The 13,479-nt window shown below is 40.1% G+C and carries 13 protein-coding genes and 1 pseudogene; 5 read left to right on the top strand and 9 right to left on the bottom strand.

Features of this window, described 5'->3' with window-relative positions; genetic code table 11:
* Nucleotides 1–43: 43 nt before the first annotated feature.
* The 4 genes and pseudogenes from IGI44_RS23210 to IGI44_RS23195 all read right to left on the bottom strand — a co-directional run bounded on the left by IGI44_RS23210 (nt 44) and on the right by IGI44_RS23195 (nt 3,749).
* Complete coding sequence (locus tag IGI44_RS23210; RefSeq protein WP_438790272.1) at nt 44–799, bottom strand: alpha/beta fold hydrolase; 756 nt, start codon at nt 797–799, stop codon at nt 44–46.
* Between the two features lie 77 nt (nt 800–876).
* A complete protein-coding gene (locus IGI44_RS23205) occupies nt 877–1,632 on the bottom strand; it encodes an alpha/beta fold hydrolase (protein WP_438790271.1) in 756 nt (251 codons plus the stop codon).
* 135 nt (nt 1,633–1,767) lie between these two features.
* A pseudogene (locus IGI44_RS23200) lies at nt 1,768–3,018 on the bottom strand (MFS transporter); the annotation flags it as partial.
* 86 nt (nt 3,019–3,104) lie between these two features.
* Nucleotides 3,105–3,749, bottom strand: coding sequence for a TetR/AcrR family transcriptional regulator (locus IGI44_RS23195; protein ID WP_438790270.1), 645 nt, complete (start codon nt 3,747–3,749; stop codon nt 3,105–3,107).
* A gap of 215 nt (nt 3,750–3,964) precedes the next feature.
* Between IGI44_RS23195 and IGI44_RS23190 the strand changes: the two genes are divergently transcribed.
* Nucleotides 3,965–4,384 carry a helix-turn-helix domain-containing protein gene (locus IGI44_RS23190; RefSeq protein ID WP_438790269.1) on the top strand — a complete coding sequence of 140 codons (420 nt, stop codon included), beginning with the start codon at nt 3,965–3,967 and terminating at the stop codon, nt 4,382–4,384.
* Between the two features lie 12 nt (nt 4,385–4,396).
* The gene (locus IGI44_RS23185; protein ID WP_438790268.1) at nt 4,397–4,723 is read left to right on the top strand and encodes a hypothetical protein; all 327 of its coding nucleotides are present in this window, start codon (nt 4,397–4,399) and stop codon (nt 4,721–4,723) included.
* A 24-nt stretch (nt 4,724–4,747) separates the two neighbouring features.
* Here the strand turns inward: IGI44_RS23185 and IGI44_RS23180 are convergent, their stop codons facing one another.
* A complete protein-coding gene (locus IGI44_RS23180) occupies nt 4,748–5,794 on the bottom strand; it encodes a bifunctional transcriptional activator/DNA repair enzyme AdaA (protein WP_438790267.1) in 1,047 nt (348 codons plus the stop codon).
* Nucleotides 5,795–6,009: 215 nt separating this feature from the next.
* Between IGI44_RS23180 and xerS the strand changes: the two genes are divergently transcribed.
* Complete coding sequence (xerS, locus tag IGI44_RS23175) at nt 6,010–7,119, top strand: tyrosine recombinase XerS (protein WP_438790317.1); 1,110 nt, start codon at nt 6,010–6,012, stop codon at nt 7,117–7,119.
* Nucleotides 7,120–7,284: 165 nt separating this feature from the next.
* On the opposite strand, the gene IGI44_RS23170 is transcribed toward xerS, so the two are convergent.
* The 3 genes from IGI44_RS23170 to IGI44_RS23160 form a co-directional block, all read right to left on the bottom strand.
* Nucleotides 7,285–8,712 carry a flotillin family protein gene (locus tag IGI44_RS23170; RefSeq protein ID WP_438790316.1) on the bottom strand — a complete coding sequence of 476 codons (1,428 nt, stop codon included), beginning with the start codon at nt 8,710–8,712 and terminating at the stop codon, nt 7,285–7,287.
* 26 nt (nt 8,713–8,738) lie between these two features.
* On the bottom strand, nt 8,739–9,155 hold the full coding sequence (locus IGI44_RS23165; protein WP_438790266.1) for a hypothetical protein: 417 nt from the start codon (nt 9,153–9,155) through the stop codon (nt 8,739–8,741).
* A gap of 349 nt (nt 9,156–9,504) precedes the next feature.
* Nucleotides 9,505–10,473, bottom strand: a complete 969-nt coding sequence (locus IGI44_RS23160) for a nitronate monooxygenase (protein ID WP_438790265.1) — start codon at nt 10,471–10,473, stop codon at nt 9,505–9,507.
* Between the two features lie 105 nt (nt 10,474–10,578).
* Here IGI44_RS23160 and IGI44_RS23155 point away from each other — a divergent pair, with 105 nt between their 5' ends.
* Nucleotides 10,579–11,154 (top strand): TetR/AcrR family transcriptional regulator, encoded by a 576-nt coding sequence (locus IGI44_RS23155; RefSeq protein WP_438790264.1) that lies wholly within the window; start codon nt 10,579–10,581, stop codon nt 11,152–11,154.
* 109 nt (nt 11,155–11,263) lie between these two features.
* Here the strand turns inward: IGI44_RS23155 and IGI44_RS23150 are convergent, their stop codons facing one another.
* On the bottom strand, nt 11,264–12,043 hold the full coding sequence (locus tag IGI44_RS23150) for a helix-turn-helix domain-containing protein (RefSeq protein WP_438790263.1): 780 nt from the start codon (nt 12,041–12,043) through the stop codon (nt 11,264–11,266).
* Between the two features lie 320 nt (nt 12,044–12,363).
* On the opposite strand from IGI44_RS23150, the gene IGI44_RS23145 reads away from it, so the two are divergent.
* Nucleotides 12,364–13,452: an acyltransferase family protein gene (locus IGI44_RS23145; protein ID WP_438790262.1), complete on the top strand. Its 1,089-nt coding sequence runs from the start codon at nt 12,364–12,366 to the stop codon at nt 13,450–13,452.
* Nucleotides 13,453–13,479: the final 27 nt, after the last annotated feature.

Raw genomic sequence — 13,479 nt, 5'->3', positions numbered from 1 at the left:
ACCTCGATTGTTTACTAAACAATAATGGTAAATTCGTTCTTTGTCAACTATTCTCACTAATAAATCGCTTGATCGCCTCAGCAACTTCTTCAGCATTGGTTCCAATCGCGGGATGCCCGGGACTTTCGAACAAGTGACATTCCGCTTGTGGAACCTCCTCAATGATTGCTTGATACTCCTCTTTAATCGTTGAACGAATCATCCCATCATTCAAGGTAGCTGTTAGCAACAAAGGACATTGGAGTGTTTTAAGAGCTGCAACAAATAAGGGCTTGCCTGAATGGATAAGACGCACCATTGAATCAGTATCCTTTTTCACGATAGTTTGCCAATCCTCTCCGATCATCCACTGATAAAACTGTGCTGCTTGAGAATTTTTCGCAGCTGCCGCACGTTCCGCCACAAGTGATTCTTCAAACCCTTCATGAAGGGTGCGCCCATCGAAGCTGTCCGCGGTCACCGTCGCAACAAGGTCTGGTCTCAATAAGGCAACATTGAGTGCGACCCAAGCGCCGCCGCTTGTTCCTACTATATGGACGTCTTTCATTTTCAAGTACTCCAGCAAAGCGATCGTCTGATTGGCTTCAAATTTCCATAGTTCGGTCGGGAACTCGGCCAGCCGAGTTGACTGTCCATAGCCTAAAAAATCCATTAAGATCACTTGGAAATCTGTGTACAAAGGCAACAATTGTGAGAATAATTTTGATGAAGAGGTATTGCCATGGAGCAGCATGAGCGGTTTTCCTTCTCCGATGATTTCATAATAAATCTGTTTGCCTTCATAATCAAAGTAACTCATTTTCCTTCCCCCTTTTTTAAATAACTCAAAAAGCGATCAAACTGACACGCTGTTGACCGCTTTATATGTCCATTTATTTAACTGTATTCATAGATGAATTGATTAATGGTCTCCGCTACTTCCTCGCAGCAGCTTTCGATTGCAGGATGTCCAGGCTTATCAAATATCTTGAACTGGCCCTGAACGACCTCCCCGACGATTGATTGGTATTCTCTTTCAATATTAGGACGAATCGTTTTATCTTTTTTGGCAGCAGTTAGAAGTAATGGGGCTTGGAGGATTTGTAGGGAATCGAAAAATAGTTCTCTTCTGGAAATAATCAATCGCCACATCGAATCAGTATCACGTGCCACAACGTCTTTCCAATCTGCGCCGATACACCGATGATAAAATTGAGAGGACTCTGGATCTTCTAGTGTTGACGATTGTTCAGCCAATAATGCTCGATCAAAGTCGTTCGGTAGTGTCCGTCCATGGAAGCTATCTGCGGTAACAGTAGCGATAAGATCCGGTCTAAGAAAGGCGGCATTAATAGCGACCCAGGCGCCACCGCACGTTCCTACCAGGTTTGCCTCGCAGATATTGAGATGCTCTAATAAAGCAATGGTTTGACGCGCCTCATCCTTCCAAAGTTCTGTAGGAAATTTATCCAGGCGCTCAGACCGTCCGTAGCCTAAAAAATCAATCAAAATAACTTTAAACTCGCGATAAAGGGGCAGGATTGGTTTGAATACTTTTGAGGATGAGTTGTTGCCGTGTAAAAATACAAGTGGTTTTCCTTCTCCGATCGTTTCGTAAAAGACTTTTTTTCCCTTGTAGCTAAAGAAACTCACTGCGATCCCTCCTTAGAACTTGATACATTTTTAGTATAACAAGAAAAACCGACAACAAATGTTATCGGCATCAATATATTTTTTATAAAGAATTAAAAATATGGGTTGGACATTCTTTAATTATTATGTTATATATCAAATTTCATTATTTATTCCCATTTGTTTGAATATTTTTATTGAAAAAGTGGCAATTAGAATGGTGACGATCGAAGTAGCTACGATTAGCAACAGCAGCATTCCTGTAGAAGCGATTGAGGCAAAGCCGCCATACATCACTTGGCCTAACGGAATCGCCAGAGTTGTAACAATCATGACGAGCGACATGATCCGACCAAGCAACGCCTTATCGGAAACCAATTGAATGTAGACAATCAGTTGAACAGACACAACCGTAACCACCCCCATCGCACTGGCAACAATGGCTGTCATGAGCCAAAAGGCGATTGTCGCGTCTTGAATCAACCCAAAGGGAATCACCAATAAGCCAAAGAGGATCGCTACTAGAATCAAATTTTTTGTAATACTGGTTTCATTTAGACGATTAGCAATCACACCGTAAATGATTGTCCCTAACAAGCTACCAAGTGCCATGAAGGTATTCATTAACCCAAATTGCGCATCCGTTGCTTCTAATTGGATTCGGGATACGTAGGGAATGATCACTTGAACAAAAGAAGCTAGGAAAAAGTTCAGTAAAAAGGCAACAGCGGCCACTTTCACGATCACTTTTTGCACCTTCAGATAGGTGATGACCTCTTTTAAATCCCCTGCGACTACTTGAAAAAGCGTCCCATTAACTGCTGTGTGTGCTTGAACGGGAATGTGCAGCAGGACTTCACAGAAGATCGCGATCACAAATAGAACAGCCGTAAGAATAAACATTTGATGAACCGCGTCAAAGCGATAAATGATTCCCGCTAAAATTGGTCCTAGAACGGTTCCTAATGTTCCGATTGAACTAATGATTCCATTGGCTTGGGGAATTTCTGCTTCCGTACAGATGACAGGAATCGCCGATTGAACCACAGGCGTCTCAAAGGCTGAGACCATCCCGATAATAACTGTTAGAATCCCGATTGCCGTTACTGGATTGGCTAAGCGTGTGACTAAAAAAAGTCCAATTGACAACACTAAATAAAGACAATCCATCATCAGCATTAAATTTCTTTTCGGCAATCGGTCTGCTAATACCCCACAGAAAGGCAAACAAATCAAACGTCCTACGATGGATAATGAAGCAATCACACTAAAGGTCAGGGCCGATTTAGTAATATCCAATACATACAATGAAATCACGAATTGGACGATCGTGGTTCCCAAAACAGAAAATAATTGACTTCCGATTAATAGATTAAAATTCTTATTTTTTATCATGATTAACGCCTTCTTTCTTAACTTTAAGCAACAGCCTCAAAACCTAACAACAATTTATCATACCTACCGTTGGTATCTAACTGAGTAAAAAAAATAGCTCATTCTTTGCTATCTTTTTTTATATAGGCAAACATGTTAGCTGCTTCTGTCATAATTTCTTCATTAAAGATTGGAATTCCTACACCATCAAATAGTTTTTTAGTAAAACGCAGCTTTCGTTTTAGTTGGCTTTCTGAATAGACAGTTAGGTGCAACCCAATCCAAGAGTTCAAATTCAACATGAGCACTTCCGCCACTTCTTCAGGAAATTCCGTTTCAATTGAACCGTCCTGAATCCCCTCCTCTACGATTTTCGTAATCTCGGGAATGACTTCGTTGAACATCGAAACAAATTGCTCACCGATAAATCGCGGACTGCGTAAGGTTACCGCAGCTGAATAATTCAATTTCATTCGTGAATAATCAGTAAACGCATCGAGGATCGCGCTTTGCAATTTTTCCATTCCGTTCGTTCCTTGATGTCTTCGTAAACTTTCTTCTACAGAGTCTGCCGGCTCGATAATCGTTTCAAAGATCTCAAATTTTGAGTTGAAATGCTGATAGATCGCACCTTTTGTCATTCCATCTAGGCCATTCACGATATCTTGAATTGATGTATTGTCATAGCCCTTTTCTAAGAATAATTTTTTTGAAACAGCTAAAATTTTGCGTTTCGTTTCTTCGGGATCTTTTCCTCGTGCCATAGCATCAGCTCCTTACATACCACCGGTATCTATGTTAACCTTAAACGTTCTCTACCGAATTGTCAATTGTTTTTGTAATGTTTTTCAACTATTTTAAATGCGATAATAATAGTTCATTAATTTGAATTATCCCTTTAACTAAGGCATGTAAAAGCATTTTTACCCGATATTTCTCGCGGTTCGAGGCATTTTGTTTTATGCTAGAAGTAAGATAAATGGGATTTGAGGGAGGAAACATGGAGGTTGGGCAACGATTAAAAGCTCGTAGAAATGAACTGGAATTGACGCAGGATTATGTCGCCGCGGAGTTGGGCATTACCCGTCAAACAATGTCGAATTGGGAAAATGGCAGAAGTTATCCGGATATCGAACGCATCATTCGCTTATCGGAAATTTATGGCCTTTCTTTAGATGAGTTATTAAAGGGGGATCAAGAAATGGTTAAGCATTTACAAGAGAACACGGTCGTCAATCACTTTTTAAAGATTTTTATCGGGATGCTTTCGGCGAACGGGCTGTTAATGCTGCTGTTGCTGATTCTTCCATCAATGAGTGAACTATTTCTTTGGATCATTTTTGGCTTGATCGGAGCCAATAGTTTGTCACTCTTCTATCTGATCATCAAAAAAATTTAGGAGGGATTTTTTATGAATCAAACAGCGATAATGATCCTTTTAATGATCTTATTTCTTTTAGCCGCTGGCTGCCTGTTTTATTATCTTTTCTCACTGGTCATGCTGGACGCCAAGAGCCGAGGAATCAAACATCCAAAATTCTGGTCGCTGCTGGCTACTGGTGGGCAAAACGGCGGAGGATTGTTGCTTTATCTTTTTGCACGGCGAAAAACCACTAGTCTAATGGCACCGGTTGAAGTGAAACAATTTCTTCGCATCAAGAGAAAAATCTATTGTTTGCTGGCGGTACTATTTTTTCTTTTTCTAGTATTTATTGCAGTAATTTTCCGATTCAACTAAAAAAGAGCCGTTCATGGCTCTTTTTTAACTGTATTTCATTTCTAATGCCAGCAAGTATTGTTTACGCTCTAATCCTCCCGCATAACCGGTCAGATTTCCATTCTGTCCAATCACCCGATGGCATGGGATAACGATGGCGATTTTATTCGAACCATTGGCCCTTCCGACGGCGCGGACCTTACGTTTATCGCCCAAACGTTCAGCAATCTCCTGATAACTGACTGTTTCCCCACTTGGGATCGTCAGCAAAATCTGCCAAACCTCCTTCTGAAAAGGCGAGCCATCAAAGAAAATCGGCAACGAAAATTCTGTTCGCTCACCTTTGAAATACTCACCTAATTGCTCCTCAACCTGCTTGTTGATGGCGGTTTGTCCATAAATTATTCGGAAATTGTATTTATCCCGCAAAGCTTCGATCTCGCGTTCTAAACCGCGACGATCTTCAAATTCCAATAAATAAAGAAAATCGTCATCTGTTAAGCAAAGCATGCGACCGATCGGCGTGGAAATAAACGATGCATTCAAGGTACGAGCAGCGACCTTTTTGGCGGGATTTCCCATGATTTTGGTGAAGGCATCATTGAAGCCGCTGGCCGATTCATACCCATTTTCCAACTGCTGATCAATCACTTTACTTCCTTGACTGATCTCTTTGAAGGCCAGCCCCATCCGTCGAGCACGAGCATATTGGACGAAGGTCATATTGTAGATATCCTTGAATTTTCTACGAGCCGTGGCAGAATTTAAGCCTATTGCTGAAAAATCTGCTTCCTTCCAGCGTTTTTCTGGATGTTCCTCCACCGCAGTTACCAGCTGTTGAACCTCCTCTGGAATCGCTTGGGGAAATGACAGCGGCTGGCAAATTTTGCAGGGTCGATAGCCTGCTAACAGTGCTTCTTCTGCAGTATGATAGAATTCACAGTTTTCCATTTTCGGTTTACGGGCACGACAGGTCGGGTGACAAAAAATGCCCGTCGTTTTAATCCCTACAAAGAAGATTCCATCATAATTTCGATCTCTCTCCTTCAAGGCCTGATAATACTCCGTTTGTTTTTTCTTTGAAGTAATCATTCATGACTCCCCCTTTTGTTAATCCAAGTATACTTCTTCTGATACCTGACTTCTTTCGAAAAATGAACAACTAATTTTTAAACGTAAGATTTATTAAATAACCAGAATACAAATATTTTTTCAGTTTCAAAGATGGTCAACCAGTATAAAATAACCGATGTTTGACATCGATTCGTCGCTGTCTTATACTTTGAGGTATAAAGGAGTTGGCACGAATGAATCAACAAGAAGCCAATCGACGGATGGAGGAGGAAATCCAATTTTTCCCCTGGTTCGTCCAAAATTATTTTCGTAAAAAGAGCGGTGATCAATACTCTTCCATCACCTTATATGAATACGCCAAAGAATACCGGCGCTTTTTAAATTGGCTGATCCAAGAAGGCTTTTCTTCCGCGGAAAACCTCTCAGAAATCTCACTTGAAGAGTTTGCAGCCTTATGGCCAGAAGACTTGGAGTTTTACAAAGCACATTTAGTAAAAGCACCTAAAATTTTAAAAGAATCCACTAAGAAACGGCTGGAAGAGAGCGAGCAAGCCTTACCTTTGCGTCAAAATGCCACGGTTCAACGTGGGGTGACTGCTTTACGTTCCCTCTTCAACTACTTAAATGAAGCCATCGACCGCAACACAGGCAAACCCTATCTTGAACACAATATGATGGGAAAAGTCGCAAATGTCAAGGATAATAAAACCATGGCTGAACGCGGGGCTGCGATTGAGAAGAAGCTGTTCCTTGATGAAGAGGCCCTGGACTTTCTTGATTTTGTTGAACATCGCTATATCGAAACTTTAGAAACGCGCCAGGCAATTACCGCCTTTAAGAAAAATCAAGTTCGCGATCTGGCGATCATTGGGTTGTTTCTCGGAACGGGCATGCGCTTATCCGAACTTGTCAACATGAATGTTCAAGACCTTGATTTGACTGCTGGCGAAGCTCGGGTCTATCGCAAAGGTGGAAAATGGGATATGGTGGTCATCTCTTCCATCGCGATTGAATACTTATCGGATTATCTTGCACAGAGAGAACAGCTGTATCAACCCGACGAAAATGAAAAAGCCTTATTCCTGACTCGTTACCGCGGCAAAGCCAAACGCATCGCTAGCGGCGCCGTCGAAGCAATGGTGGGAAAATATTCGGAAGCCTTCAAGATCAAAATCTCCCCCCATAAGCTGCGGCACTCTGTTGCCACGCAGCTCTACAGCAAAACCAATTCCTTGGTGCAAGTCGCTGAGCAGTTGGGGCAATCAGGAACGTCGGCTACCACCGTGTATACCCATATCGCGGGGAAGAAAAAACGCGATGCTATGAATGATTTGTGGACGTGAGATTCATAAAAGAAAAGATTTGGACTAAGTAAAAAAAGATCGAGAAATGAACTTTCTTTTCTGATTGCCACAAAACTTTAGAAAAAAGAACACCGATCCTTACTATTTTTTTGTAAGATCCGTGTTCTTTTCTATTTGTTTTGCTAAAAAATAATCATAAAGCTTTTATTTCTCTGACTGTTCCTCTGATTGGTCAACAATCACTTTTTGCGGCTGTTGTTGCAATGTATTAACGATGTCTTCAGTCCCTTTTCGTGTGGCCATTGAATCATTGATCAAAGTGACCAAATCCAAACCAGTGGTTTCTTTGATGGTATCAAACGTTCGAGCTAAGCCGGCTTCCCCTAACTCATGTACGCCGTCGCCGCCACCAAAGCTGACTATCTTATCGATATTACTGATTGGTTCATTGACTTCTTTGGCGATTGCTGGTAAGACTTTAATGAATTCCATCAAAATACCTGCTTCGTTTAACTTGGTCAAAGCGATTGCCATTTTTTCCTTACTTTCTGCTTCGGCAACCCCAACTTTATGAATCCGTTCAGCATCTGCTGCCCCAAGTTTTTGAATTCGTTCTGCTTCAGCTAAAGCTGCTAATTTAACTTTTTCGGCATCTGCTTCCGCTTGAGCAATTTCTTTGGCTTTTTCTGCCAGAGCTTGTTGTTCGACAACATATTTATCCGCTTCTGCTTTTTTCCGTAAGCTGGCATTCAATTCTTTTTCAGTTAATTCTGCTTGTTTTTCTTGAATCTCGATATTTTTTTCTTGTTCAATCAAATCGATCTTCATTTTTTCGCCAACCGCAATCTGTTCTGCTTTTGCATCAGCGACTTCTTTTTCTTGCTTATATTGCGCCTGTTTCAAAGCCATGTTCTTGTTGGCTTCGGCAATTTCCGTTTGACGACTAATTTCTTCTTGTTGAGCTAACTGCTCATTAGCTGCTTGCTTGATTCGTGTTTCACGCAGTGCATTTGATTCTGCTACTTCCGCATTTTTCTTCACTTCAGCGATTTGCGGGCGACCTAAAGCATCCAGATAGCCATTTGAATCACTCACATCTTTAATCGTGAAGGAGACGATTTCTAGCCCCATTTTCCTTAAATCTGTCGAAGCAACCTGTTGCACCTGTTCTGCAAAATCATCACGATTTTTATAAATTGCTTCTACTGTCATCGTCCCTAAAATTGCCCGCAAGTGACCTTCCAATACTTCTTGTGCTTCATCTTCTAATTCTTGAGTTGATTTTCCCAAATATTGTTCAGCTGCTGTTTTGATCGATTCTGTGCTATTTCCTACTTTCACCAACACCGTGGCACTGGCCTTAATTGGCACTCCCTGCTCGGTGTAAACTTCTGGTGTACCAATTTCTAATTTATGGGTTAATAAACTTAACTTGTGAGCCTTTTGAACGATTGGAATAACAAAGGTCCCACTATTTTTTAAAATTTTTATACCGTCTTTGCCTAATAAAGAACCTGTAATAATCAAAGCCTCGTCTGGTTTTCCAATACGGTAACGAGCCATTAAAAAGACAAGCAATACGATACCTAATACAATGATCCATAAAAAAGGATTGCTAAAAACTGATGATATTTGTGAACTGTCCACTGTTACACTCCCTATTCTGTAGTCTGATTTTTTGTCACTAAAGCAACTCCTGCAGGATCAAAATCAATAATCAAAACCTGCGCTCCCACCGGTAAGGATACCTTTGCTGCAACATCTTCCGGTCGGTATAATTTGGCTGGATAACTCGTCCGCGCATCGCCACTTTCAATGACCATTACTTCGCCAATAGAATCCCCAGTGATTTTTTCTGTTAATTGGCCAAACAAATAGTCCACTTCAGCAATAACGTTACTTTTATTCTTATCCGTTAGTTTATTGTAAAGTAGCATTAAAGGTGAGAAAACCAAACTAAACAACAATAAAACAATTACCAACAAAAGACCTAGCAAAAGAAACCACACGATTCCCCGTACGAGAAGTGGATATTGCGTTAACATTTGATTGAGTTGCGCAAAAAAAGCTATCACTTTAGCCACATCCTTATCTTGGGTTTATATCTATGATAAGACAATCACAAACCTTAAACAAGAAAAATTTAATAACTAAGGATAAACTTCACCCCTTCCTTCTTCAATTAGTTGTAAAACAAAAAGATCTTTGAAAAATATCCTTTATTTGTTAAACAGATAAAGGATATTCAATAAACTTCATGCAATAGTATTTGGTATATCAGTAATTAGTGATGATTCTTCAAAAGTACAAAAAATTACTTATTTAGGTAAAGTGTTTTTAAACAAATAACCATCATTCAATCTTAATAACTGTAGATTGAATGATGGTTTCTTTATTCAATTCTATAAACGTCTACTTAACTTTTTAAAACACGAACTTTTGAATTTGTTCCAATCTTTCTTTGCATTCCAGAATGGTCGTATCAATAATGTCTAAGGACGGTTTAACTTCCTTCACCAAAGGGACGATTTGCCCAGCCATTACAGCGCCGTTTTCCATGTCACCGTCTTGCATGGCTTTTTTCAGTGAGCTTTCTGCTAATGCTTTTATTTTTTCAGTGACTTCGACAGGGGCATTCTGTGTTTCTGTTTCAATCAATGAATCGGACAAATTATTTTTGAGCTGGCGGCAGGGTTCTCCGCTATAGTAGCCAGTAATGACTGTTTCCATATCTCCGGCATTCACCACGGCCTCTTTGACATTTGGATGAACCAGCGTTTCTTCAGCGGCCATGAACACCGTCCCCATTTCAATCGCTTCTGCACCTAAGGCGATTGCGGCAGCCATGCCTCTTCCATCCGCGATACCGCCAGAAGCTACAACCGGCGTTTCAATCGCATCGACTGCTTGTGGAACTAATACGGTGGTTGCTTCGATCGTGGTATGCCCTCCGCCTTCCCAACCTTTCACGATGACAATATCGGCTCCTGTCTGATCCGCAATTACCGCGTCACTAATAAAACTTACCTTTACGATCACTTTACAGCCGGCGTCGTGCCATAGCTTGAAGTATTTCTCGCATAATTCTGGATCAAGGTTTGCAAGTGTGTCTGCGTAGATTACTGGCGGATGCATCCGTTGAATGATTTCCGTCGTTGGGTCAAGTAATTCTGGTATCATGACCGTATTAATGCCATACGGTTTCGATGTCAGTCTTTTTGTTTCTTCAATTTGGCTCACAACGAACTCTAACGGAGCAAAACCAACGCCTAAGACACCTAATCCACCTGCATTCGACACCGCCGCTACTAATGGAGCTGTCGATATCCAAGCCATTGGTCCTTGAATAATGGGTTTTTCAATGTTCAAAATTTCACATACACGATTTGTCATATTGATTCTCCTTTGCTTATGATAGAATCATTTTAGAAGCTGCGGGTGACACTTACAAGACAGTTAAGGCTCAAGTGTCGACCGAATGATTAAGGAGAAAATTATATGAAAGTTACTGGCGGGGCTTTAAAATTACGAGACGCTCTCATTCGCTTGCTACGGACAAACGCCTATTCAGAGATTTCTATCAAAGATATTACAAAAGAAGCCGAAATGAATCGGACCTCATTTTATCTCTTTTTTGAAAATAAAGAAGAATTAGCACGTTTTACCAGCGAGCTGTTCCTAGAAACCTATAGTGAAAATTTAGTTGAAAGCTACGATCTCTACCCAAGCGAAGAGAACAATAAAAACATCCAGAATGCTTTCCGGTATATCGATAAGCAAAAGGAGATCATTCATGCGCTCTGGTCAATTGAGAATCTTTCTTTTTCGCCTTATTTGCTGATGCAGGATTCAATAGAATACCATATTGAAAATTATTTACGAAAACAGCAACGCTCACGTATCGATAATGACATGATTTCCTTTTATTCTAAGCTTTACGCTGTCAATGCCATGACGACGGTCAAATGGTGGATAGAAACCATCCCCCACCCAAGCTATGAGAAAACAGCTGATTTGATTGATACCTGCTGTACAAAAGGCTTAAACTATTTGCTTTTGGAGTCAGAGGCTTAATAATCATGAAGTGTCAATCCGATTAAACGGTGAAGTATCGAACATTTTTTAATACATAGCATAGTAAAACGGCGGGAAAATCCGATCACAAATCCGATTCTCCTGCCGTTTATTTACTCGGAAGCTTCTCCAGCTCCTTGATATCCGCTAACTTATCTCCGCTTTTGGCAATCGAGGGAAAATCAAATTTCTTGGTATTTTTCCTATGCCATTTAGATACCTTATCGATATTATAAAGATAAATACTTTTGCCTACATTCAAATCCGGATCAAACAGCTTGCTTTCCCGATCGCTTCTGATTACGATCGTACTTTCCTTATTATGACTATAGAGATGATGCTCGGCTTTTGCGTTCACCATGATGCTTTTGTCATCAGAATACTCCTTTTGTCCCGAAACATTGTACAGGTTAATCAGCCAACCGTTTGACTTAAAATGGATCGTATATTCCACATCTTCAGGCAGAGTAACTTTTTCTCCAGTTCCCTCGATGATCCTCTCCTTTTCCGGCAACACTCGTTTCGTAATCTTCGTAATTTGAATATCATCAGCCGTTAAAAAAACAGTGTCTATCCAGCGAATGACGCCGAAAAAAGCAATCGTTAGTATGACTATTACTGTTATTAAAATAGAGAGTATTTTGAAGATTTTTTTTCGTTTGGTATCAAAATTCAACTCTTCAACCATCTCTGTATCTTCCTTTAAAAGTCGCTCCAAAGAAATATCAAACAATTCACTTAGCTGCACGACCTGTTTCAAGTCTGGATAACTTTTGCCATTCTCCCATTTTGAAACTAATTGCCTCGTGACAAAAAATTCCTGAGCCAAGTCCTCCTGAGTCAGATTATATTCACTTCTTTTTTCCTTAATGATCTTTCCAATATCCATGAATCACACTCCTCATTACTCCCTCCTATTTTAACGGATACCTCGAAAAATGAACATTCACTTTACAAAAAAAGAGCTGCAACAAAACGTAACATCCTATTCTAACAAGCTTTTGTGAAGGGGCCATTTGTTGCGGGCATTTTTCTCAATTGTTTCCTTTTGTTTCTAGTGAATCTTTTGCCACTCGATTAGAGTGAGCGTTAAGCACTGATTCTTGTACTGAAAACCCTTTTCGACGGCTGAATGGTTGATGAAATCCTCAGTAAAGAAATAAGCTCTATTGATTCATGATTACAAATTTTCTAAAAGGAACGAAGGACATGACAAAACTAGAAGCAACTAAAAAAAATACTCTAAATAAGAATTATCCATTGCTTGATCTGGCACAATACTTTTCTTCATTATTTGTTATTTTAATTCATTGTGGCCGGCTATCTAAAAATGACATTGTTCATTTTACATTGAAAGTGTTTTGCGGACGTTTAGCCGTTCCACTTTTTTTAGTCAGCGCCGGTTACTTTTTCTGCTTAAAGCAAAAAGAAAATCCGAAGTATGCTCGCAGCTATTTTAGACGGCAGTGGCAAGTATATCTGATTTGGAGTGTGATCTATCTTCCTTACGGCGTTTGGTTTGTCCAAAAAATCGGACTTGATCCTAGACTCTATCTTGCTGCTTTACCAGTAGGCATCGGCTATTTAGGCTTTTGCTACCACCTTTGGTATTTTCCAGCCCTTTTCTTAGGGTTCTTTCTAGTCCAAAAGTTAGTGAAGCATGTCAATTTTTCAATCACTTGCTGCATCTGTTTTTTACTATTTACGCTTGGTGCTACAGAAACCTATGCTGGCTATCTCCAAGGGACCTCTCTTCATACAATCTATCCCCTTTTTCAGCAACTATTCTTCACCACTCGAAATGGGCTATTTTATACGCCGATGTTTCTGCTTATCGGATTCTTTCTGGCTAGCGACGCTAAACATACTCTAGTTTTTAAAAGATACAAATGGCAAGGGCTGATAATCAGTTTGCTTCTTTTAGGCGGTGAAACGATCCTTGTTTGTTTGAAACAAGGAGCAGACAAAAATTTTCTCTTTTCTCTGATACCTGCTTCACTGTTCTTAATGAATTTACTGTTAAGCTCGCCATTTTTAGTGAAAAAAGATTTCTCTCAGTTGAGAAAAAATGGCCAAGCCCTTTATTTTTTACATCCTCTTTTTCTTGAAGGCTCTAAGTGGACTTTTAAACAGCTAGGACTCGTTGATTTTCAAGGATTTCCCTTATTTTTGATCACCTTTGCTTTAACTACCTTTAGTGTGAAGCTTTTAGTTGTTGTTAAGACGCATTTGATTACAAGCAGCGGAACAAGGAAATTTCGAATTTTTAAGAGCTTTAAATGGCGGTTTTATAGTTAGTACCCGATGAATGTTCAACTTATCACT

The sequence above is a fragment of the Enterococcus sp. DIV0756 genome (assembly GCF_051710745.1).
GTDB lineage: Bacteria > Bacillota > Bacilli > Lactobacillales > Enterococcaceae > Enterococcus_A.
This window is presented reverse-complemented; position numbering and strand designations above follow the sequence as displayed.